Source organism: Kaistella sp. SH40-3 (assembly GCF_030686865.1).
Taxonomy (GTDB): Bacteria; Bacteroidota; Bacteroidia; order Flavobacteriales; family Weeksellaceae; genus Kaistella.
The window spans coordinates 164,693-188,667 of record NZ_JAQYUS010000002.1; the positions used below are offsets into that span (position 1 = coordinate 164,693).

A 23,975-nucleotide genomic window follows, 5' to 3' on the forward strand; every position below is an offset into this window, starting at 1 on the left:
GAGGCTTTTTTTTTGACCTTAAAAGTTTAAATTTGTAAAATGAATTACGCAACCGAATTAAAAAAATTTGCAACCAGCCAGGCAATTTCCTCGGCGATACGTATTTCGTTGGCCATTGTTTTACCCAGTGTAATTCTGGCTCATTTTGGTTTACTAAAGGAGTTTTTTCTCTTTCCGCTCGCCACCAGTTTTGTCGGGCTTACGGATCAACCCGGACCTTTCATCCGTAGGAGAAATGCTTTAATTTTGGCAATTATCTCTTTTTTCCTGATCTCACTTGTTGCCAGTTTTCTAAAAAACTTTCCAATTTTAATATATCCTGAAATTATTATTTTCAGTATTTTCTTTACCATGATCGGCGTTTATGGCCAACGGTTGGCTGCAGTTGGTTCTTTATCTTTGGTAGTTTTGGCGATTTTTATTGATGGCCATTTGACCGGAGATCATATCCTAAAAAGTTCGTTGATTTTTCTTGCAGGTTCAATGTGTTACTTTCTCATTTTTCTTATTGTCTCTAAAATACAGCCCTACAAATTGGCGGGCCAGATGATTGGTGAAAATTATCTTGAACTCGCAAAATACCTTTCCCTGAAATCCAAATTTTATTTAAAGGATCCCAATTTTGACAGCCTTTATTCACAGATTATTACCAAACAGATTTCAATCAAAAATCTTCAGGAAGAAACACGGGAAACTGTTTTTAAAACAAGAAAAATCGTAAACGAATCTACGACTACGAGCAGATTGCTGATGCTGATGTTTCTTAATTCTATTGATCTGCACGAAAAACTGATGACTTCGGAAAGTGATTACCGAAAGGTTCAGGAAAATTTTGGTGCGACCGAATTTTTACACTCATTAGGAGATTATCTGCAGATGCTTTCCGAAGAAATGAGCAACATCGGAATTGCACTGCAAAGCGGAACCAAAGCAAAACCAATTCGCAATATCGACGAATCTCTCGAAAAAATATACACCGATTATTTTGATTTGCGAAACAGCAAACTAACGCCTGACACGCTGGAAGATTTTATGACGCTTCGCTTAATCCTGAATAGAATCACCGTAATATCAGATGAAATCAAAACCATATACAAGGTTTTCAGCCAAAATCTAAAAATGGCCAAAAGTCTTTCAACCGGACTTGACGTTGAAAAATTTGTGACCGACGAGGAGAAACTTAACAGCAAAATATTTCTTACCAATTTTTCTTTGCAGTCATCGCACTTCCGGCACGCAATTCGGATCACCGTTGCTTTAGTTGTTGGTTACTTTATTTCACAACTTCAGTTTTTAGGTATTGGTCATTCTTACTGGATATTTATCACGATTGTAGCGATTTTGAAACCAGCCTATGCCACCACAAAACACAGGAATCTCTTACGGTTATATGGGACGGTAGCAGGTGCCTTGGTCGCCTACGCAATCCTGTATTTCATCCCTTTTGAGAATGTGCTGTTTGTACTTTTCATGTCGGCCATGGTCCTGTGTTTTGCTTTCCTGAAATCAAACTATTCAGTGGCCGTATTTTTCATGACGATCTATATTTTTCTTGCCTTTAATATTTTAAATCCAGGAAATTTAAATACTATTTTTAAAGATCGAATTCTGGATACCGTTATCGCAGGTGTGGTTGCTTTTGTTGTTTCCTATTTTGTTTTACCGGTTTGGGAGCATACCCATAATCTGGATTTTATGAAAAAATCTGCAGAGAGTAATTTTAAATATTTTTCGGCTGCAATGGCTTTTTTTAAAGATGAAAATATCGGGATTCAAGATTATAAACTTAAAAGAAAAGCGGCTGTGATTGACTTGGCCAATCTTTCTGATAATTTTCAGCGAATGATTTCTGACCCGAAAAATCAACAGAAAAAATTAGAACATCTGCATCAGTTTGTCATCACATCGCACTTAATTACAGCGTATATCGCTTCATTTTCTCAATATTCAGAAACCGACAAACATTATCCGGAAATTGATTTTAATGGTTGGGATTTAAAGATTTCTGCAGAATTAGTGCGAACGAAATTAATTTTAAATCAGAAAAATCTTCATCAAAGTATTTTACAGGAAAGCAAAATAGAACCGGAAGATTCTGTAGAAACCCTTCTCGAAAAAAGAAAAAAAGAGTTGCAGGAAAATGAGTTTTTCGACCGACGCGATCCGGGCAGAATCACCCATTTAACCGAACTGAAAAATTTAAAGGAGATTCTGGAATTGATTTATGATGTAGCAAGAGAGCAACGAAAAGTCGTAGAAAATTTAGAACCAGATATTCAGTCCACAATTGTGAAACAGTAATTCTCGAAAAATTCTACGCGGGCTTTATATAAATCAGAAACCTTGTCATCATGCACTCTGCATTGAATATTAAAAGGAAAATCTAAACTGAACGGTTTTACTTCGTAATGTTTTTTCAAGGACCAATAATTGGAATGATGAATTTTGTACATACTTTCTTTCAACGACCAAATCACAGTCAGATAAGCAACTTCTTTATTTTTTTCGATAAAACCACTCTCCTCTTCGCGTAGGAATTTATGTTGAATTCGGGAAATTTTTGTATTAAAAGGTTCGATATCAATTCCCACTTTATTTTTAGAAATCGCTAAGGCCGCAAAGGGAAAAGAATGCGTCACTGAGATTTCATGATCATTTGGCGATAAATAAGGCACTCTCCCTTTATATAGAATTTTATGATCGGGCAGAACAGATTTCAGTATTTTCCGAATCAAAAGTGTTTCCTTCAATTTGGTCGGATGATAATCTTTGATCTTCTCTAAATTTTCTTTTTCAATTAAAAGTTCAGGGTTCAACTCTTCCGCTTCATCATATTTCCATAGAAGAATAGTCGCTTTGTCATCTGAAAAATCTCTGTAAAGTGGCATTGAAAATTGTTATCAGGTAAAATTACACAATTCTTCAAATAAACAAATAATCAATTTTTACTTTTAGGGATATTTAAATCCAGTAAAAGGCAATAGATGAAAAAGATAACTTCTATTTCATAAATGATTTAAATTTAAAGAAAGACATTTCGTATCTTTGCGCCAAATTTATTTTATTAGATGGATACTACAACACAATACATTCCTTATAAAGTTAAGGATATCTCATTAGCCGATTACGGTAGAAAAGAAATTAAATTAGCCGAAGCAGAAATGCCAGGCCTAATGTCGATTCGTGAAGAATACGGTCCTTCTCAACCATTGAAAGGAGCAAGAATCGCGGGTTGTCTTCACATGACGATTCAAACTGCGGTTTTAATTGAAACTTTGGTTGCGCTTGGTGCAGATGTTACCTGGTCTTCTTGTAATATTTTCTCAACTCAAGATCACGCTGCTGCTGCAATCGCTGCTGCCGGAATCCCGGTTTACGCTTGGAAAGGAATGACCGAAGAGGAATTCGAATGGTGTATTAAACAAACTGTATTTTTTGGTGAAGACAGAAAACCATTAAACCTAATCTTAGATGATGGTGGTGATTTAACCAACTTAGTTTTCGATAAATATCCGGAATTAACTGCAGGAATTAGAGGACTTTCAGAAGAAACAACAACTGGAGTTCACAGATTATACGAAAGAATGCAAAACGGAACTTTGGTGATGCCTGCAATCAACGTAAATGATTCAGTAACAAAATCAAAATTCGATAACAAATACGGTTGTAGAGAATCTGCAGTAGATGCAGTGAGAAGAGCAACTGATTTAATGTTGGCTGGTAAAAGAGTGGTAGTTTGTGGTTACGGTGATGTTGGTAAAGGGACTGCGGCTTCTTTCAAAGGTGCTGGTTCAATTGTTACCGTTACTGAAATTGACCCAATCTGTGCATTGCAAGCAGCAATGGATGGTTTTGAAGTTAAAAAACTGGATACCGTAGTAGCAAATGCAGATATCATTATTACAACAACAGGTAACTTTAACATTGTTAAAGGAGAACATTTCAAAAAAATGAAAGATAAAACGGTAGTTTGTAATATCGGTCACTTCGATAATGAATTGGATATGGCTTGGTTAAATGCAAATTATGGCGATACCAAATATGAAGTAAAACCACAAGTTGACGTTTACACAATTGACGGAAAAGAAATCATTATTTTAGCAGAAGGTCGTTTGGTCAACCTTGGTTGTGCAACAGGACACCCAAGTTTTGTAATGAGTAATTCATTTGCAAACCAAACTTTGGCACAAATCGAATTGTGGACCAATTCAGCAGCCTACGGAAACGAGGTTTATATGTTACCAAAACATTTAGATGAGAAAGTTGCTTTTTTACACCTTAAAAAATTAGGAGTAGAATTAGAAACTTTATCAGAAGAGCAAGCAAAATATATTGGTGTACCGGTTGAAGGACCTTTCAAACCAGAATATTACAGATACTAAAAACTGATTTCCAGTTTTAAGATACAAAGAACGCTCTGAATTTTCAGAGCGTTCTTTTTTATTTAATTTTCAGAGACAATCATGTTAAAGAGAAGATCATATTTTTCGCCAAGTTTATGCTTCAGTCGCTGTTTCGATTTCTTCACCGCATCTACGGTTATTCCCAAAAGTCCGGAGATTTCAGAATTGCTGAATCCTAATTTCTGCAACAAAATGATTCGAAGATTAGAATCAGTAATTTCGGGAAAACTTTCCTGCAGTGTGTTATAAAACACAGAATGTTCCTTTTTAAATTCCCGCTTAAAACTCAACCAGTTTTCTTCGGTCATCAAATGTGATTTCAGAATTTCATCAAGTTTGCCGTGATCTTTTTCAGTGGTTGAAGATTTAGATTCTTTGATCGTTTGAATTTCAGAATGAAGTTTTTGGATCTGTATATTTTTCTCCTTCAAGAAATCAATTTGCGCATCTAAAGTTCGCGTCGCATCCAGTAATTTCTGTTCGTTTCTTAGTTTGGCGTTTTCATATTCAATAATCTTTCTTTCGGTCTGAATTTTTTTCTTCTTCTCCCTTTTTTTTGAATTAATAAACATTAAAAATACAAATAGAATTAAAATACCAGAGATTGCAAAAATCAGATTTTTCAAAAAAGACGCTGCTGAAAGTTGCTTTTTGGTGTCCTCAATATTTTGTTGATATTTTCTTTTTTGCAACATCCAGTTTGCTTGATTCAGCGGAAGTATACCTTCGGTTTTATTGAGAGAGTCTTCCAAAACCCCTATTCTTCTTCTCACCTCTAACTCTTCATCTTCTTTTTGCTCAATATTTAAAATATTCAATTTCAATTTTAAAATTTCGAGTTCATTAATTTTGAAATAAGATCTTGATTTCGCAATTTCATCTGCTTTTTTCGCACTTTCTTTGGCTTCTTTAATCTGGTTGTTTGCGATTAATAATCTGGTAAGTTCGGTATAAGCAAACATGGTATTTTGTTCACTTTTATACTGCTCAGAAATTTTAATATCTTCAAGAAGCAATTTAATAGCCTCTGTAAACTCACCATTTCTTTCATGAATTAGAGCCAAATTCCCCAATGTTTTTGCATATCTAATCTCATCACCAATTGATTTTGCAATTTGCGAAGCCTCTTTAAAATATTGTTCCGCATTACCTAAATCGCCAATTTTGAAATAGTAAAAACCCAAATTGTCTTTTATTTTTGCGGCTTCACTTGTTCCGGATTTGGCATATTCATTTGCTTTTTTCAAATACTTGATGGCTTCCAAATTATCACCAATGGTTCCCATATAAAAACCAATTTTAGTAAAAGATTCTGCGGCAAATAACATCTGCTTCGGGTCAACCTCTTCAATTTTATCGATTCCCAAAATATAAATCGGCAAGGCTTTGGTCATTTGTCGGAATTTATACAAATAATCTCCATAACTTAAGATTGCCCAAATTTCTAAATAATCATTTTTTATTTTTTCACCTTTACGTATAGAGTGGCTATAGAGATTATCGCTTTTCGTATTAATTCCATCAAAATTTTTCGCATAAGCACTCGCTAATAACACATTATAAACAAATTGATCGTTTTTTGAGTTACGATCTTTGAGTGGTTTTAAAAATACTTTTGCGGCTACAGTATCACCTTTAATATTTTGAAAGTCATTAATAATACTCTCCCACTCCATATTGGTAGTAGAAGATGAACTTAACCGAATCTCTTGCGCTTGCAAGAAAAAAGGAAACATTAAAAAAAGTGAAGTCAGAAAATAATTTTTATCCATAGGATCAAATAATTACAGCCTGGAAAGATACCATTTTATAAGGTTAAACACCGCTTTCATCGATGTAAAATCACATTAAATAAAAATTTAGATGGGTAACTTATTTAAAGTTTTAAATTAAAGAGTTAATTTAAAAAAAAATGAACGAGGAAAAAAAACAGGCACTTAACACAAAACACTCTTTATCAAGTTTTTAAAACTTTTAACTGGATCATAATTTCGCTATGAAATTTGTCCACCCTTTGTCCACCCCAGAAATTCGTTTTACTTTTCCCATTGTAATACATTTGCCCTAACACAAATTAAGCAGAATAAAATTTGATATCATTTAAAATGATTACAAATTGAGAGATTCTAAAAACACAAATGATTAAACTCCTTTAACTACAATTTAAAGGAGTTTTTAATTACAAGTTTATTCGACTTCAGGAATTTATTTTTCTCATGCTATTTCTTTTTCTCGATTCTTTACCCAGAACCTAATACAGTTTTGTAAATTTGTTAGAAATATGATCTATATTCGATTAAGACTTAAAAAAAGATCCAAAATTAAATTTATGAAAAAGACCTTCGCTCTAGTAGTTACTCTTTTTGTTGTTTTTCTTTTCAATGCGCAAGACAAACCTGCTTTTTGGAATGACATCGAACATTTTAAACAAATCAATAAAGAAAATCCGCCACAAAAAGATGCAATCCTTCTACTCGGCAGTTCATCTTTTACAATGTGGAAGGATGTGGGAGATTATTTTCCGGGAAAGGTAATTGTTAACCGTGCATTTGGTGGTTCAAGTTTATATAATCTCAATTTTTATTCAGATGAACTTTTAAAACCTTATTCCCCAAAACAAATCATCATTTATTGTGGTGAAAATGATTTCGCTGCTAATGAAAAACTTACTGCCAAACAGGTTTTTAATCGTTACAAACATTTCTATGCAGAAATTAGAAAGTATTATCCGAACATTCCGGTTGATTATGTTTCCATTAAGTTGTCGCCAAGTCGGGAGAAGTTGTGGCCGCAGTTCATCGCTACAAACTCATTGATTAAAAAGTTTATGAATAGGAAAAAAAATGCGGAATATATTGATATTACCAAAGGAATGAACGATAAAAATGGTCTTACTCGAAAAGATCTATTTTTAGAAGATATGCTTCATATGAAACCAAATGGTTATGAAATTTGGGCTAAAGAAATGAACCCTTATTTAAAATAAACATCAGCATTTTTAAATAATAAAAGCCATCTTCTTCTGAAGATGGCTTTTATTATAAGCCGATTGCTCTATATTTTTAGCATTAAATTCTTTCAATGTCAGCACCAATAGCTTTCAATCTTCCATCGATATTTTCATAACCTCGATCGATTTGTTCAATATTATGAATAACCGAAGTTCCTTCTGCCGAGAGCGCTGCAATTAAAAGTGCATTTCCTGCTCTAATATCTGGCGAAACCATGGTTGTTCCCCGTAGCGGGTATTCGTGATTTAGACCCACCACTGTCGCTCTGTGCGGATCACACAAAATAATCTGCGCACCCATATCAATTAATTTATCTACAAAGAACAAACGGGATTCAAACATTTTCTGATGAATAAGTACTGTTCCTTTTGCTTGAGTGGCAACAACCAAAATAATCGAAAGTAAATCGGGTGTGAAACCAGGCCACGGCGCATCTGAAACCGTAAGAATCGATCCATCAATAAACTTTTGAATCTTATAATTTTCTTGTGCTGGAATGAAAATATCATCCCCTCTTTTTTCTAACTGAATTCCTAATTTTTTAAAGGTATTTGGAATCACTCCAAGTTCTTTCCAGTTTACGTTTTTAATGGTGATTTCAGATTTCGTCATTGCAGCCAATCCAATCCAAGAGCCGATTTCAACCATATCCGGAAGCATTGTATGTTCTGTTCCATGCAAATGATCAACACCTTCTATGGTCAACAAATTAGAACCAATCCCCGAAATATTAGCGCCCATTCTATTCAGCATTTTACACAACTGTTGAAGATAAGGTTCACATGCGGCATTGTAAATTCTGGTTTTTCCTTTCGCTAAAACTGCAGCCATTAAAATATTTGCAGTTCCTGTTACAGAAGCTTCTTCCAACAGAATAAATTTACCGTGAAGCTCTTTTGCTTTTAAGGTATAAAAATATTCTTTTTCGTCATAATGAAACTCTGCACCCAATTCGACCAATCCTTGGAAATGCGTATCCAATCGGCGTCTCCCGATTTTATCACCACCCGGAGTTGGCATATAAGCTTCGCCATATCTGGCCAGCATGGGACCAAGCAGCATTACAGAACCCCGAAGTTTTGCCCCATCCTGTTTGAATTCTTGCGATTTTACATAATCGAAATTCACTGCATCTGCTTGAAAAGAATAATCACCATGTCCGTTTTTAGTTATTTTAACACCGAAATCTTCCAGAATTTCAATCAGGCGATTTACATCATGAATATCCGGAATATTCTTTACACGAACTTCTTCATCCGTCAGCAACACTGCACATAGAATTTGAAGCGCTTCATTTTTAGCACCTTGTGGCGTAATTTCGCCATGCAGTTTCTTTCCTCCTTTAATTTGAAAACTTCCGCTCATTCTTATTTCCGGTTTTTATTATTCTGAAAATTCTTTCTGTTATTTTGGTTTTTCGGATTATTTCTTGGGTTCGATTTATTGCTTCTGTTGGTCGCGTAATAAATTTTACTTTTCTCCAAAGAATCCAAAACGGTTAAATCTAATCTGTTATTAGAAAGATCCTTTAAATGACGGAAAATAACCTCATCCTGCACATGTTCCTTATTGTAAACATTGTAGGATTTTTTCATATTATTAGCAATCACCTGAATCAAAGCGTCTTTTTCATCACCTGCTTCCAACTCAATTGCTTTATCGATCAATTGTAAAATACTCTTTCCGTAAAATTTAAAATCCCCCTGCAATTTCGGATATTCCATTCTTTTCGGTTTCACCTTCAATTCTTCTGCAGTTGGGATATGGTAAGGAGAATCAACATCTAAATCATATTTTGCCAATATAAAAAGATGGTCCCACAATTTATGTTTATAGTTCGATTCATCGCGTAGTTGCGGGTTTCTTTGACCCATAAAGTCTACAATCGCTACCGCCATCTCGTTCCGTTCGTCTCTATTTTCGAGTTCCTGGCAACGCTCAACGAGTTGCTGTATAATTCGACCGTATTCCGGCATTTGAAGTTGAGTTTTGCTCGTATTATATTCCATAAGTGCAAATATAAGAATTTGTTAAGGTTAATGGTTTTAGTTGTCTGATTATTTTTTGGGGCGTGCCCCTAGTCCACCGCTTTTCCCTCGCTCGGGTCGGTCTTCGGCTCCAATCTTTTTTTTAGAAAGACTTTATCAGAAAAGAAAAGTTCTCAAAAAAAAAGGATTTCCGCCTACGCCCTCACGCAGACTAGTTCATCAATTCAAACCCATTTTACAAATGAGAATCAGGAATTTTAATTATAAGAAAAAAAACATTTCACGAAACGCAATAATTTTCGCCTAAATCCAAAGGAAAATCTTAATTGATAAACGGGCTAAAGCCCATTCCTTGATACCATAACTGCTATTTTAGAAAAGCGTAAAAGCAATCTCTACTTATATCATTTATGATATAAACTTCTTCCTTTCTTCCGCCGTCGGAATTTCACAATTCCCGGCAGTCAGTTTTTTGCGGTTCGCTGCTACTCTATCGTAGAACAAATCAGTCAATCCTGTGGGGAGATATCTAAAATAAGACAAAAGTTTATACACTCCACCAATCACTTCTGAAATTTTGAAAACGGCTTGTGATTTTTGCAAATAATATTTTTCGGGTTTCCAGAGGTAAAGAGTATCCAGATTCTTTAATTCTAAATTTCTATCGCTCAAAAACTGTTGCCCAAATTCAGATTGCAAAGATGCAAACAGAAATTTATTTTGAGAATCTTTTTTTAGAATCCAGTGAACCCAAAAATTGCAGAATCCACATTCCCCATCATAGAAAACATAATGTTTCGCTGTATCAATATTTGTCATTACCAATTTTTAGACTTAAGGTTTTTGTACAGCATCGGGTAAATCATTCGTGATTCGAATGTCCTGCTCAACCATTTTAAAATAATCAATCATTTCTTTTTTATCAGCCGCACTTAATTTTGCTTCTGGATGTAAAATAATATAGGAATCCAACGGCATTTCACCTTTTTCAATCATTTCACCTGCTTCCTTCATTTTCTTGGCTTGTCTTTTCTTTTCATAGGTCGCAAAAGTTGAGAAATTCAGTTCTTTTTTACCTTCTTGAATATGGTCTTGTAAAAACCAACCTATAGGCTGTATATTTGCATACCATGGATATTTTGATTCATTACTGTGACAATCATAACACGCATTTCTAATCAAAGTAGCAGTTTTCTCTGGAGTTTTTTTAATGGTTAAAAAATCCATTTGAGGTGTAGCGACCGGATTACTCTTATCAATTGGGAAAAATTGAATCAAAATAAAAGCGACAATGATAATTATCAGTATTCTTTTCATGGTGAAAATTTTGTTTTGTGAATTTATAACTTTAATTTTAAATGTGAAAAATCTGTAGCAGTTATAGATTTTATAAATCGAAAAAGTTTTTATGATTGATAAAAACTTTGTACTTTTGCACTAGAAAATTTTAAAACAACAATATTATGTCATTAGTAGGAAAAAAATTCCCCAACATCGCAATTGATGCAATGTCTGAAATGGGTGATGATTTGAAAATCAACATCTTCGAAGAAGCAACTAAAAACGAACAGAAAGTTCTTTTATTCTGGTATCCAAAAGATTTTACTTTTGTTTGTCCAACAGAACTTCACGCATTCCAAGAGGCTTTAGGTGAATTTGAAAAAAGAAATACCAAAGTAATCGGTGCTTCTTGCGATACCAATGAAGTACATTTCGCTTGGTTAAACACTGCGAAAGATAACGGAGGAATCGAAGGAGTAACTTACCCAATCTTAGCAGATACGCACAGACAATTAGCAAATATCTTAGGAATCGTTGATCAGGATTTCGATTACGATGAAGAAGGAAACGAATCTTTCACTGGTTCAAATGTAACTTACAGAGCAACTTATTTGGTTGACGAAACCGGAAAAATCTTCCACGAAGCAGTAAATGATATGCCATTAGGTAGAAACGTAAAAGAATTCTTAAGATTGATCGACGCTTACACTCACGTGCAGAAACATGGTGAAGTTTGTCCGGCAAACTGGGAAGAAGGAAAAGATGCAATGAAAGCAAATAGAGAATCTACTGCAGAATACTTAGCATCTCACAAAAACTAAAGAAAGAATTATGTACACAGAATTAGCAGAAGATACGCTACAACAAATTGTAGCAGACAATGAAAAAGTAGTTGTACAGTATGGTGCAACATGGTGTGGAAACTGCCGAATCATGAAACCAAAATTCAAAAAATTAGCAGCGGAAAATGAAGATATTCCTTTTCTATATGTTGATGCAGAAAAATTACCTGAAAGCCGAAAATTAGCAAATGTAGATAATTTACCTACGTTCGCAATTTTCAAAGACGGTAAATTGGTGAATCAGGTTCAATCGAATCAGGCAGAAAGTCTTATTAATCTTTTTAAAGAACTGAACTAATGAAATTACCTGTAATCAGACAGTTTTATCAAACGCAGTCTGTAGAAAATTTAGAGAAAACTTTAGAAGTTATCGAAGCATTTTCTGAATTCCGGGGAACAACGGAAGAAGATTTGAATGTGGTCGGAGAGTTGATTACCAATATCTGTGGCGCACTCGAAGTTCATGCAAATGTTGCTAACGGAATGGCTGAAAGAGACGCCTTAAATTCTTTTGCACAAAAAGTTTTAGGCTCAATCGATAAGTAGTATTTAGTAAAAATAAAGAAGAAAGGCGGGAAAATTATTTCCCGCCTTTTTTATTTTAATCGTCATCACGATCTTTATATTTTTTATTGTATTTCTTATTGCTGTTATTTTTGTACTTTTTATAATCTTTGTGGTTACGGTCTCTGTGGTCATCACGGTCATCATCATATTTTTTCCACTGGTTGTTCCTTTTATTTTGTTGTCCTTTGGCGTAATCTTTTGCGCTACCACCATATATTTTTTTGGTCTGTCCAGGAGGTAAATTTCTTCTGTTTTGATTTGGATAATAAACCGTTTGGTTTCCATTTCTACCTAAGATTCCAGGATTGCCATAAACATCACCAGTTCTGATTATTCTACCGTTTTGATAAACATTTCCGTTTCGGTCTCTGTAAATATCACCTCTTCTGTAAACTTGGCCATCATTGGCTCTGTAAACCGTTCCATTGTTCGTTCTGTTATTTGGATAGGTATTGGGATTATTCTCATAAACATCCTGAGTGGCACCACAAGAGGTTAGCGTAATTGCTAAACCAGCACCTAATATTATTTTAAATAAATTGTTCATTGTTAAGATTTAAAGATTTAATCTACACTTCCAATGATAGTGCCAATTTAGAGAAAATAGTAATTTATTAAAATTTAAAATGAGACTCCTACAACTCTAATCGTGTATTCAAATTAAATAACACCAAACTTTATATTACTTAATTTAAATTGCTGAAGGATAAACAATTGATTCATAACATTTATTTTATAACTAGAATTTTTTGAATCTCTTATTTATTTTAAACTTTCAGCAACTTTCAAAGCACACTTTTCTCCATCGATGGCCGCCGAAATAATTCCACCTGCATAACCGGCTCCTTCGCCACAGGGATATAAACCTTTAATTTGAAGATGCTCCAAAGAATAATGATCTCTGGGAATACGAACTGGCGAGGAAGTTCGGCTTTCCGGCGCGTGCAAAATCGCTTCATTCGTAAGATATCCTTTCATCGATTTTCCAAATTCTGAAAAACCTTGACGCATAATTTGACTTAAAAATCCGGGGAAAACCTCTCCCATTTCCACCGAACTGGTTCCGGGAACATAAGAGGTTTTTGGAATATTTTGTGAAATTTTATTTTGAGTAAAGTCAACCATCCGTTGCGCCGGAACTTTTTGAGTTTCACCGGCTAAATGCCAGGCCTTTTTTTCGATCGCTTTCTGAAATTCCATCCCGGCTAAAGGTCCAAATTGTTGAAAAGGCTTGAAATCTTCTAATTTCAATTCTACTACAATTCCAGAATTGGCCGTGGACTGATCTCGTTTGGAAGGCGACCAACCATTCGTAACGACTTCTCCAGGACTCGTTGCACAAGGTGCAATTACGCCACCAGGACACATACAAAATGAATACATCCCACGACCGTTCACTTGTTTCACCACAGAGTATGGTGCAGGTGGTAAAAACTCACCACGGTAGTCGCAGGAATATTGAATTTTATCTATTAATTCTTGTGGATGTTCTGCCCGCACACCTAAAGCAAATGGCTTGGCTTCAATCAGAATATTCTTTTTATACAGTAATTCAAAAATATCCCGCGCAGAATGCCCCGTTGCTAAAATAACTTTATTGGCAGAAATGATGTTTCCATTTTGAAGAACAACACCTTGGATTTCGTTACTTTTCACCACAAAATCAGTGACGCGGGTTTCAAATAAAACTTCTCCGCCAGAAGCAATAATCTGTTCGCGTATATCTTGAATAATTTTGGGCAATTTGTTAGTCCCAATATGTGGATGAGCATCTACCATGATATCAGGCGTCGCTCCAAAACCCACAAAAAGCTCTAAAATCCGATCGATATCGCCACGCTTCTTTGAACGGGTATATAATTTTCCATCCGAATACGTTCCTGCGCCACCTTCACCGAAACAGTAATTTGAATCTTCATTTACAATTCCCTCTACATTAATCGCTTTCAAATCACGACGGCGACCGCGAACATCTTTCCCGCGTTCTAAAACGATTGGTTTTAAACCCAACTCAATCAATTGTAAAGCAGCAAACAATCCTGCCGGACCCGCTCCTACTACAATAACTTCTTGCTTGTTGGCAACATTGGGATAATATGGTAATCGAACTTTAGCAGGAATATAATCTTCACCAACTAAAAAAACATTTCCCTTCACATTTACTTTTACCGCTTTTTGTCGGGCATCAAAAGAGCGTTTTAAAACAACTACTTTCTGAATTTCCTTCAGACTTATCTTACAAAATCTGGCGACTTGTTGCGCTAACAAATCTTCGTTGGCTGCAGCTTCGGGCGATACTTGAAATTGAAATTCTTTTGGCATTGGATATAATTAAGAACAAAGTTTGAAAGATTCTGAAGAGCCAAAATTTTTCAGCCTGCAAATTTCTGTTTTTTTTATGCAATATAAATTATATAAAACTAAAAATTATACTTTAAACTCCTACGATTCTACTTCTGCGTTCAAGCAAGATAATATCCCGCCACTTTCCATTCATCTCTCCAATTTTCTCCCGAGTTCCAACAATCGTAAAACCATGCTTTTCGTGAATTTTCACACTCACTAAATTCTCTGGGAAAATCCCGGCCTGTAAAGTCCAGAACTTATTTTCTTCACTATCTAAAATTAATTTTTTCATCATTACCGTACCCAACCCTTTTCCCTGAACAGAACCATCGAGATAAATACTGACTTCTGCAACTCCTTTGAAACAATCCCGATTGCTGACCGGCTGCAAAGCACACCAACCAACGACCTCATTATTTTCATCTTCTAAAACAAACCTGCAAACATTAAAATGCTTGGTATCCCAGGCTTCCCAAGTCGGAGCAACTTTATCAAAAGTGGCGTTTCCACCGTTGATTCCCTGTTGAAAAATTTCTAAAACTTTATCGCCATCTTCGGGGCGCATTGGTCGTATTTCGTAATTCATTTTTTTGTATCTTAAAATTTTCTGATTAATATTTATGGCTTTTTCGGGGGAACTTTCGGCGACGTCGGGAAAATTTTGTAGATCCATTTTCCTTATCCATAGAAATAACACTGATGTTTCCATCAACTTCCAAGACCGCCAATTTTACATCTTCAATTTTCTCAACGCCATGTTCACGAACGGCTTCTTCCAGTTCATCAAAACTCACTTCCTGTTCTTTCATTTTTACATTATCTACAATACCGTCTTTAATTAAAATCTCCGGATCAGATTCTACTAAACTTTTAATTCTCGGATTTTTAAAAATTATTTTTTTGATGATAAAATTTGCACTAAATAAAACCAGCGCTGCAACCAAACCGCCTTCTAAACTTACATTAGAACCGACCATTGCATTTTGAACCGCGTTGGAAATTAATAGAAGTAAAACAATATCACCTGCATTTAACTGCGACAGTTGATTCTTGCCAAAAATCCGAATTGCACCAAACATAAAAAGGTAAACGGCAAGACTGCGTAAAGTGACATCGAGAAACGGATTCATTATTTTCTACTTTTATAATACAAAGTAAAAGAAATTAACTTTCAGTTTTTCACTTTGAGTTATAATCTGAAAATTTATTTTTATTTGAAACTAAAAAACTTTGTCAAAGATTTATAAACTTTCGCAAATTAAAGAAAATAAAAAAACCGAACATCACATTCGGTTTTTCATTTTTAAATATTTTTGACTAATTCAATTCTCTCTTCAAAAACTTCGCAGTTAAAGATTTTTTCGATCTTGCTACTTCTTCCGGAGTTCCTTTGGCGATAATTTCTCCACCACGGAATCCACCTTCTGGGCCAACGTCGATAATATGATCTGCGAGTTTGATTACATCTAAATTATGTTCGATAATGATGAAAGAGTTTCCTAATTCAACCAGTTTATTAATCGCATCCATCAAGACTTTTACGTCTTCGAAATGTAATCCTGTTGTTGGTTCATCGAGAATATATAAAGTATTTCCGGTTTGTCTTTTTGATAATTCTGTGGCGAGTTTAATTCTTTGCGCTTCTCCTCCACTTAATGTTGTAGACTGTTGTCCAAGCGTAATATATCCCAATCCAACATCCTGCATCGTTTTCACTTTCATGTAAATTTTCGGAATCGGCTGGAAGAATTCTGTGGCTTCATCAATCGTCATTTCCAACACATCAGAAATCGATTTTCCTTTGTAACGAACTTCTAAAGTTTCGCGGTTAAATCGTTTTCCATTACAGGTTTCACAATGAACATAAACGTCGGGCAAGAAATTCATTTCAATTACTTTCAAACCTCCACCTTGACAGGTTTCACAACGTCCGCCTTTTACATTAAAGGAGAATCGTCCCGCTTTATAACCTCGGATTTTAGACTCCGGAAGTTCCGCAAAAAGATTTCTGATATCGGTAAACATTCCGGTATAAGTTGCTGGATTCGAACGTGGCGTTCTACCAATCGGCGTTTGATCAACATCTACAATTTTGTCGATATTATCAATTCCTTCTAATTTTTTGTACGGCAAAGGTTCTTTAACTGCTCTATAAAAATGCTGATTTAGAATAGGATACAAAGTTCCATTAATCAAAGAAGATTTTCCACTTCCCGAAATTCCCGTTACAACAACTAGTTTACCTAAAGGAATTTCTAAATTCACATTTTTCAAATTGTTTCCAGTCGCACCTTTTAAAACTAATGATTTTCCGTTTCCTTCTCTACGAACTTCCGGAACTTCGATTTTACGTTTTCCAGTCAAATAATCTGCAGTGATGGTATCGGCATTTAATAAATCTTTTGGCTTTCCTTGCCAAAGAACTTCCCCACCAAATTTTCCAGCGCGCGGACCAATATCCAAAACCTCATCGGCTTCCATAATCATGTCTTTGTCGTGTTCTACAACGATAACGGAATTCCCGATATCACGTAAATTTTTCAAAGAATCGATCAATCTTTCGTTATCTCTTTGATGCAAACCAATCGAAGGTTCATCTAAAATATAAAGAACATTCACCAATTGCGAACCGATTTGTGTTGCCAAACGAATCCTTTGAGATTCCCCACCAGAAAGCGTTCGTGAACTTCTGCTCAAACTCAGATAATCTAAACCGACATCAAGCAAAAACTGCAATCTGGTTTTGATTTCTTTCAGAATTTCGTGAGCGATTATTTTATTGTTTTTATTGAATTTATCTTCAACCTGAATGAGCCATTCCTTTAAATCTAAAAGCGATAAAGCATTAATTTCTGCAATGTTTTTTCCATCTATTTTAAAACTTAAACTCGAGGCTTGCAAACGCGCTCCATTACATTCCGGACAAATTTCTTCCGTGGTGAAATGACGTTCCAACAAAGTAGCATCGTAACTTTCTTTGTCATCGATCATATCGTTAATTAAAGAAATCAGCCCATCAAAATTGACTTTTATTTTCTTGTTAATTCCGGCGTGTTTTAAATCTTTATTGATTTCTTTATGACAACCGTTGTAAATATAATGGATTGCTTCTTCAGGAATATCTTTGATCGGTGTTGCCAACGAAAGCCCATAGATCTCCAAGATATTTTTAATTTGCCCCAGAATCCATTTGTTCGATTTAATATCTTCTAACGGAAGTAAACCACCTTGATTTATAGAAAGTTTTGGGTTTTCAACAAAATAATCAGTATTTACTTTTTTTACCGTTCCCAACCCTTTGCAATACGGACAACTGCCTTTCGGAGAATTGAATGAAAACGTGTTCGGCTCCGGTAAAGCCAATGAATGTCCGGTGTCGGCATCCATTAAATTTTTGGAGAAATATTCTATTTTATCACTTGCTAATTTTTGAATCCCAATCACTCCTTCGCCCATGTGCAAAGCAGTTTTCAACGATTGTTCCATTCTGGCTTCAGAGGCACTTTCGCCGATAATCCAACGGTCGATAACAATATCGATATCGTGGGTTTTGTAACGGTCGAGTTTTAAATCATATTCAATATCGAGAATTTCACCGTCAATTCTCGCCTGGCCATATCCTTTCTTGGCCATCTGAACAAAAAGTTCATGGTAATGTCCTTTACGTGAACTAACTACGGGCGCCAATAACATTACTTTTTCTCCTTTGTAATTGTTTTTCACCGCCTCTAAAATTTGCTCTTCGGTATAACTGACCAATCTTTGTCCGGTCGTTAACGAGTACGCATCTGAAACTCTGGCAAAAAGCAAACGTAAAAAGTCATAAAGTTCAGTCACCGTCCCAACAGTAGAACGTGGATTTTTATTGGTCGTTTTTTGTTCGATGGCGATTACGGGCGAAAGTCCGTCGATTTTGTCAACATCGGGCCTTTCTAAACCGCCCAGAAATTGTCTTGCATACGCCGAAAAAGTTTCGATATATCTTCGCTGACCTTCCGCGAAAATCGTATCAAAAGCCAATGACGATTTCCCACTCCCTGAAAGTCCGGTGATTACAACCAGTTCATTGCGGGGAATTTTGACATCGATATTTTTTAAGTTGTGTTCACGGGCGCCGTAAACTTCTATATATTCTTTAGGATCTTCCATTTTAAATGTTCCAAAATTTGAATTTTTGGAATTCTGCAAAAATACGGATTTTTTAGAGGATAATAAGGTAAGTATTCGAAGTTGTATTTTAACTCAATCGAAAAGAGGATTGATGTAAAAATTTCGGAATATGATTCTTCAACTGATGTCGATCTTGCAGAATTCTTGACGCTTCACCTATCAAAAACATTGCCGAAAAAGGCTCTTTTAATTTAAATTCTTCTGGTGAAAAAATGAAATTATTCCATTTGAACATGTAAGTCCGCCTTTCCAGCATTTCTTTAAACACGATCATTCATTACCTTTACTTAAATAAAAAAACCAACTATTTGCAATGAAAAAGCATTTATTATAGTTGGAGAAATAATCATTTAAAATTTAAAAAGTTATGGAAAATTTGAAAGGACAAGTCGTAATCGTTACAGGTGGAGCGTCTGGAATTGGTGGTGCCTTAACATCGGTTCTCGTAAAACGTGGTGCCTCTGTAGTTGCTGTAGACATCAACGAAGAAGCCGGCCAAAAGAAAGTAAAAGAAAGTCCGCAAAACATTGTATTCCTAAATGGTGACGTATCCAAAGAATCCGTCGCAGAAGAAGCGGTAAAGTTGGCTGTTTCAAAATTTGGAAAACTAACCGGATTGGTCAACAATGCACACGCTTCTCGCCAAAAACCTTTGATGGAATTGACGGCAGATGACTGGGCTCTATCTTTTGGAACTGGATTTAATGCAACCCTTCATTTTATGAAAGCCGCCTATGCTGAATTAAAAAAATCGAAAGGTTCGGTGGTCAATTTCGGATCCGGTGCCGCCTTGAACGGACAGGCTTCGCAGGCAAGTTACGCCGCTGCCAAAGAAGCCATTCGAGGTTTAAGCCGTGTTGCCGCGACTGAATGGGGCAAAGATAATATTCGAGTTAATGTCGTTTGTCCACTGGCTTTAACTGAAGGTGTTATCAAATGGCGAGAAAGCAGTCCGGAGCAGTACAAGCAAATTGCCGATCATATTCCGCTGAGTCATTTTGGCGATCCTGAAAACGATATCGCACCAATTGTGGCCTTTCTATTGAGCGACGACAGCCAGTATATGACAGGTCAGACCATTATGGCAGATGGCGGAGATATTAAATTAAGATAAAATAGTTTTTAAAGTTTTCCAAGGTCTAAAGTTCGGGGAAACTGCGAAAAAAGTATCAGAAGAGCAGAAATGATTTAGTTGCTTCTGCCTGAATAAAATTTTGCTAAAGAATAGTTAATCGGAAGATTTGCTATTCTTTTTTTTTGTAAAAAACAGAACTACTGATATAAAGCATGAATAAAAAATTGATTTAAAATTTGATTTCCACTAAATTTGAGTGAATTAAAAATACCAGAATATGAGTTTCCCTACCGATCTAGAAATTGCAGAATCCGCCGACATTCAACTGATCAAAAATATTGCTGATAAAGTAGGCATTGATCATGATGACCTGGAATATTACGGAAAGTATAAAGCCAAAATTCCTTTAAAATATATCGACGAAGAAAAGATTAAAAAAGCAAAACTTATTTTAGTTACTGCCATCAATCCAACTCCGGCCGGTGAAGGAAAAACCACCGTTTCTGTTGGTTTGAATGACGGTTTATGTAAGATTGGTAAAAAGTCAATTGCGGTTTTACGCGAACCATCGCTTGGGCCGGTTTTCGGTGTTAAAGGTGGCGCGGCTGGTGGTGGTTATGCGCAACTGATTCCTATGGTTGATATTAACCTCCATTTCACTGGAGATTTTTCAGCGATTGAAAAGGCGAATAACTTACTTTCTGCTTTAATTGATAATAATTTACAAAACAAGGTGTACTCTTTAAATATTGATCCAAGAACCATCGTTTGGAAACGCGTTATGGATATGAATGATCGTTCCTTACGAAATATTGTCGTGGGATTAGGTGGTTCTAACAACGGAATTACGCGAGAAGAAGGTTTCAACATTACGCCGGCGAGTGAAGTGATGGCGATCTTATGTTTAAGTAATGATTTTGAAGATTTGAAAAACCGATTAGGAAATATTTTCGTGGGTTATACTTTTGATAAAAAACCGATTTTCGCACGAGATCTAAAAGCGGAAAATGCGATGGCAATTTTATTAAAAGATGCTATTAAACCAAATCTGGTTCAGACTTTAGAAGGAAATCCAGCGATTCTTCATGGCGGACCTTTTGCGAATATTGCGCAAGGAACCAATACCATTATTGCTACAAAAACCGGACTTTCCCTCGCAGATTATGTGGTAACAGAAGCAGGATTCGGAGCCGATCTCGGTGCAGAAAAATTCCTGCATATCAAATGTCATTACGGAAAAATGAAACCTGATGCATATGTTATTGTCGCCACGATTCGTGCGCTGCGTTATCATGGTGGAGCGAAAAAAGGAGAATATGAACATCCAAATCTAGAATGTCTGAAAAATGGATTTGAAAATCTGGAGAAACATATTGAAAATTCGCTGAAATTTGGAATGCAGCCTATCGTTGCCATTAATCATTTTGCAACAGATTCTCAGGAAGAGATTGATTTTCTAATAAGTGCATGTGCAAAACTAAATGTGAAAGCAATTGTTGCAGATGAGTTTACAAAAGGAGGTGACGGAATGATCGACCTGGCTGAAGAAGTTGTACGCTGTGCTGCTCATTGTGGCAACGATTTCAAACCATTGTACAACGTTGAAGATTCTGTGGAACATAAAATTGAAACCATTGCGAAAGAAGTTTACGGTGCAGAAAGTGTGGTTTATTCCCAGAAAGCGAAAAATCAATTCAAAACTATTTACGAATTAAATTTTGACAAACTGCCTATTTGCATGGCCAAAACTCAGAAATCTTTAAGCGACGACGAAACTAAAATCGGACGGCCTTCGAATTTCAAAATTACGGTTCGTGAATTTGAATTCGCTGCCGGAGCAGGTTTTATCATTCCCGTTTTAGGCGACATGATGAGAATGCCGGGATTGCCTAATGTTCCCGCGGCGGAAGGAATGCACATCGATAAAAATGGAAAAATTACAGGGTTGAGTTAAAAACCAAATCTATCAAAAACTGACAGATTTCCGTTGAATTTAAAACTGATCTTGTTTCCAGCCTGAATTGCGCCCCGGATTGCAACGGAAATCCCGGAACAAGCGCGGGGAAAGCCAAGGCGTGAGGAATTGCAGTGGAAAGCCGGAAATGTGCGCCATAAAAAAAAGAGTTACAAATTAATGCAACTCTTTTTTTGTGGAGGATATCGCCCCACTTTTGCTGTATTTAATGAAATTTAACGAAATCGAAAATAATTATATTGCTGATTATCAATATTTTAAATAATTTGTATTTTTAACACTTTCATACTATTTCAATTAATTATACATTTACAAGACAAATTTTTACAACTTGTCTTGCGATGTCAACACTCCATTATAAATACAGATCTACAAAAAATAAAGGCTACTTAACCGCGCGGTTTCAGTATAGGATTGACTTTGGCGAAAAACCAAAAGATATCTACTTTGACGCACTTTTGGAGGATAAAAGATTTTTTGTTGACAAGGAGTACTTTAGCAAGACATATAAAGACCCAATTTTAAGAGAAAAGGAAAAAAACTCTAAAAACTTAGATAAAAGAAAGGTTGCTTCAGATTTAGATTCAGAAGAAAATACCATTAGAAACTTAGTGATAGATGAATTTAGAGCGATTGAAAACCCAGAAACTTTAACCAAAGAATGGTTTAAGGATATCATCAGCGAATATTTACATCCAGGCTTCAAAAAGAAGAAATATCAAGTAAAAATAGTAGGAAACGATCTGATTGCAGTTCTTGAACATTATAAAAATTACAAATCTAACTTGGCTCTCAATACCATAAAAAAAATGGGCGTTGTTAAAAGTAAATTGGAGCGATATGAGAGTGATCTCAACATCAAATTAAAACTCACGGATATCAATACCAATTTTCGAGACGAGTTTATAAAATGGTCCAACGAGAAACAATACGCTTCTGGGACAATCTCTCGAGATCTTACTTTTTTAAGAACTATTTGTTACTACGCATCCAACGAACTGGATTTAGAAATTTATGAGAAACTTGATCGGGTAAAATTTAAGTTAGAAAAAATTAAAAATCCTTTCACAGATAATCGTGATAATCCTGAGGAAATTTTGGAAGCATACCTTACTCCAAATGAAATAGAAGAGATTGAAAAGAAACAAGATCTGCCAGAATATTTAGATAATGCCAGAGATCTATTCCTAATTGGTTACGAAACTGGTCAAAGAATTTCTGATTATTTGCGGTTCGATAAGGAAATGCTTAAAACCATTAATGGTGTTACTCTTATCAATTTTATTCAAAAGAAAACGAAGAAACAAATGCTTTTACCTTTAAGCAGTAGAGTTTTAAGAATACTTGAGAAGAGAAATGGCGAGTTTCCTCGAAGAATATCAGATCAAAAATTCAATGATTATATAAAACTTGTGTGCGAAGAAGCGAAAATTACTGAAACTGTTTTAGGAGTAAAGAGAGTAAAAGTATTAACAGATCCAAAAGATGAAGAAAGTGGAATTTGGAGAGGAGTTCCTGGATATTTTCCAAAACATAAATTAATAGCAGGACATACTGCTCGGAGAAGTTTTTGCACCAATCATTATGGAATTTGGCCAACGTCCGACATTATGTATTTCAGCGGACACAGTACAGAAGCAATGCTGTTGCAATATATCAAAGCAAAACCCATCGAAAGAGCTTTGCAAATATTTAAAAACCTTAAATAATTACAGGCATGAATGCATTTGAAGGCTTTAATGATGAGATCGGGGAATTAATTACTACATTGGATAAATCAGACATTAGTACTATTAAAATTTATTTATCCGATAAAAGTCTGTCCGAAAAATACATTTCAGCTTTAAAAACTGAATGCAATAACATGGTGGCTTCTGAGGCACTTTTCTATCTTTTAGGAACAGCACAAAATCAACTTTTCATCACTAAAAAAGTTAAAGGAATAATGGGGTTAGCAACCCTTCTTAACGTAAGTGTAAAAACGGCTCAAAAATTAAAAAACTTGGGAAGTATTGAGGAAGCAATTATTTATGAAAAATCAAAATTGTATTTTGATGAAAACAAAATACTGGAAATTTGCTTGCCGAAAAAAAAACCTTGGAAATCTTTCAAATTGAGGGAAAGCGTAGATGAAGAATTTATCAAATTGTGGGCGAATTTTTCAAAGTAATTTGTCAGTGTTGCACTGTTTTGTTTAATAATTTTAACTTTCACAAAACCACTTCAATTTATATTTACATCTAAAAAAGTACCTATCGGGTATAAAATTGCTAAATTGTATAATTTTATACCCTTTTGGGTACAATATCAAAAATTT

At 35.3% G+C, this 23,975-nt stretch carries 21 protein-coding genes; 10 read left to right on the top strand and 11 right to left on the bottom strand.

All coding sequences use genetic code 11. The annotated features are described in order from the left end of the window. The first annotated feature begins 39 nt into the window (after window positions 1-39). Window positions 40-2,301, top strand: coding sequence for an FUSC family membrane protein (locus PUH65_RS04520; RefSeq protein ID WP_305518585.1), 2,262 nt, complete (start codon window positions 40-42; stop codon window positions 2,299-2,301). On the opposite strand, the gene PUH65_RS04525 is transcribed toward PUH65_RS04520, so the two are convergent. Next, complete coding sequence (locus PUH65_RS04525; RefSeq protein WP_305518586.1) at window positions 2,277-2,888, bottom strand: 4'-phosphopantetheinyl transferase superfamily protein; 612 nt, start codon at window positions 2,886-2,888, stop codon at window positions 2,277-2,279. The two genes, PUH65_RS04520 and PUH65_RS04525, sit on opposite strands and share 25 nt — an antisense overlap. A 180-nt stretch (window positions 2,889-3,068) precedes the next feature. On the opposite strand from PUH65_RS04525, the gene ahcY reads away from it, so the two are divergent. After that, window positions 3,069-4,382 carry an adenosylhomocysteinase gene (gene ahcY / locus PUH65_RS04530; protein ID WP_305518587.1) on the top strand — a complete coding sequence of 438 codons (1,314 nt, stop codon included), beginning with the start codon at window positions 3,069-3,071 and terminating at the stop codon, window positions 4,380-4,382. Window positions 4,383-4,444: 62 nt separating this feature from the next. Here the strand turns inward: ahcY and PUH65_RS04535 are convergent, their stop codons facing one another. Next, window positions 4,445-6,139: a tetratricopeptide repeat protein gene (locus tag PUH65_RS04535; RefSeq protein ID WP_305518589.1), complete on the bottom strand. Its 1,695-nt coding sequence runs from the start codon at window positions 6,137-6,139 to the stop codon at window positions 4,445-4,447. A gap of 593 nt (window positions 6,140-6,732) precedes the next feature. Here PUH65_RS04535 and PUH65_RS04540 point away from each other — a divergent pair. Continuing rightward, window positions 6,733-7,389 (top strand): GDSL-type esterase/lipase family protein, encoded by a 657-nt coding sequence (locus tag PUH65_RS04540; RefSeq protein WP_305518590.1) that lies wholly within the window; start codon window positions 6,733-6,735, stop codon window positions 7,387-7,389. An 82-nt stretch (window positions 7,390-7,471) separates the two neighbouring features. On the opposite strand, the gene murA is transcribed toward PUH65_RS04540, so the two are convergent. The 4 genes from murA to PUH65_RS04560 form a co-directional block, all read right to left on the bottom strand. Then, window positions 7,472-8,779: a UDP-N-acetylglucosamine 1-carboxyvinyltransferase gene (gene murA, locus PUH65_RS04545; RefSeq protein ID WP_305518591.1), complete on the bottom strand. Its 1,308-nt coding sequence runs from the start codon at window positions 8,777-8,779 to the stop codon at window positions 7,472-7,474. A 2-nt stretch (window positions 8,780-8,781) separates the two neighbouring features. Then, window positions 8,782-9,423 carry a DUF4290 domain-containing protein gene (locus PUH65_RS04550; protein ID WP_305518593.1) on the bottom strand — a complete coding sequence of 214 codons (642 nt, stop codon included), beginning with the start codon at window positions 9,421-9,423 and terminating at the stop codon, window positions 8,782-8,784. A gap of 387 nt (window positions 9,424-9,810) precedes the next feature. Continuing rightward, window positions 9,811-10,221, bottom strand: coding sequence for a thiol-disulfide oxidoreductase DCC family protein (locus PUH65_RS04555; protein ID WP_305518594.1), 411 nt, complete (start codon window positions 10,219-10,221; stop codon window positions 9,811-9,813). A 15-nt stretch (window positions 10,222-10,236) separates the two neighbouring features. Further along, entirely contained in the window at window positions 10,237-10,719 is a 483-nt protein-coding gene (locus tag PUH65_RS04560; RefSeq protein ID WP_305518595.1) for a heme-binding domain-containing protein, read from the bottom strand. A gap of 146 nt (window positions 10,720-10,865) precedes the next feature. On the opposite strand from PUH65_RS04560, the gene PUH65_RS04565 reads away from it, so the two are divergent. The 3 genes from PUH65_RS04565 to PUH65_RS04575 are packed head-to-tail and all read left to right on the top strand — an operon-like array spanning window position 10,866 to window position 12,071. After that, window positions 10,866-11,504: a peroxiredoxin gene (locus tag PUH65_RS04565; protein WP_305518596.1), complete on the top strand. Its 639-nt coding sequence runs from the start codon at window positions 10,866-10,868 to the stop codon at window positions 11,502-11,504. Between the two features lie 10 nt (window positions 11,505-11,514). Continuing rightward, entirely contained in the window at window positions 11,515-11,823 is a 309-nt protein-coding gene (locus PUH65_RS04570; RefSeq protein ID WP_305518597.1) for a thioredoxin family protein, read from the top strand. Continuing rightward, on the top strand, window positions 11,823-12,071 hold the full coding sequence (locus PUH65_RS04575) for a hypothetical protein (protein WP_305518598.1): 249 nt from the start codon (window positions 11,823-11,825) through the stop codon (window positions 12,069-12,071). The genes PUH65_RS04570 and PUH65_RS04575 overlap by 1 nt, the downstream gene beginning before the upstream one ends. 55 nt (window positions 12,072-12,126) lie before the next feature. Here the strand turns inward: PUH65_RS04575 and PUH65_RS04580 are convergent, their stop codons facing one another. The 5 genes from PUH65_RS04580 to uvrA form a co-directional block, all read right to left on the bottom strand. Next, window positions 12,127-12,639 carry a hypothetical protein gene (locus PUH65_RS04580; RefSeq protein WP_305518599.1) on the bottom strand — a complete coding sequence of 171 codons (513 nt, stop codon included), beginning with the start codon at window positions 12,637-12,639 and terminating at the stop codon, window positions 12,127-12,129. A 215-nt stretch (window positions 12,640-12,854) separates the two neighbouring features. After that, window positions 12,855-14,414, bottom strand: coding sequence for an NAD(P)/FAD-dependent oxidoreductase (locus PUH65_RS04585; RefSeq protein ID WP_305518600.1), 1,560 nt, complete (start codon window positions 14,412-14,414; stop codon window positions 12,855-12,857). Between the two features lie 112 nt (window positions 14,415-14,526). Beyond that, window positions 14,527-15,024 carry a GNAT family N-acetyltransferase gene (locus tag PUH65_RS04590; RefSeq protein WP_305518601.1) on the bottom strand — a complete coding sequence of 166 codons (498 nt, stop codon included), beginning with the start codon at window positions 15,022-15,024 and terminating at the stop codon, window positions 14,527-14,529. Window positions 15,025-15,049: 25 nt separating this feature from the next. Beyond that, window positions 15,050-15,568 carry a DUF421 domain-containing protein gene (locus tag PUH65_RS04595; protein ID WP_305518602.1) on the bottom strand — a complete coding sequence of 173 codons (519 nt, stop codon included), beginning with the start codon at window positions 15,566-15,568 and terminating at the stop codon, window positions 15,050-15,052. A gap of 187 nt (window positions 15,569-15,755) precedes the next feature. After that, window positions 15,756-18,587, bottom strand: a complete 2,832-nt coding sequence (gene uvrA, locus PUH65_RS04600) for an excinuclease ABC subunit UvrA (protein WP_305518603.1) — start codon at window positions 18,585-18,587, stop codon at window positions 15,756-15,758. A gap of 388 nt (window positions 18,588-18,975) precedes the next feature. On the opposite strand from uvrA, the gene PUH65_RS04605 reads away from it, so the two are divergent. The 4 genes from PUH65_RS04605 (at window position 18,976) to PUH65_RS04620 (ending at window position 23,828) form a co-directional block, all read left to right on the top strand. Further along, window positions 18,976-19,722: an SDR family NAD(P)-dependent oxidoreductase gene (locus tag PUH65_RS04605; RefSeq protein ID WP_305518604.1), complete on the top strand. Its 747-nt coding sequence runs from the start codon at window positions 18,976-18,978 to the stop codon at window positions 19,720-19,722. Between the two features lie 238 nt (window positions 19,723-19,960). After that, on the top strand, window positions 19,961-21,637 hold the full coding sequence (locus PUH65_RS04610; protein ID WP_305518605.1) for a formate--tetrahydrofolate ligase: 1,677 nt from the start codon (window positions 19,961-19,963) through the stop codon (window positions 21,635-21,637). A gap of 362 nt (window positions 21,638-21,999) precedes the next feature. Continuing rightward, entirely contained in the window at window positions 22,000-23,367 is a 1,368-nt protein-coding gene (locus tag PUH65_RS04615; RefSeq protein ID WP_305518606.1) for a tyrosine-type recombinase/integrase, read from the top strand. A gap of 8 nt (window positions 23,368-23,375) precedes the next feature. Next, window positions 23,376-23,828, top strand: coding sequence for a DUF3853 family protein (locus tag PUH65_RS04620; RefSeq protein WP_305518607.1), 453 nt, complete (start codon window positions 23,376-23,378; stop codon window positions 23,826-23,828). Window positions 23,829-23,975: the final 147 nt, after the last annotated feature.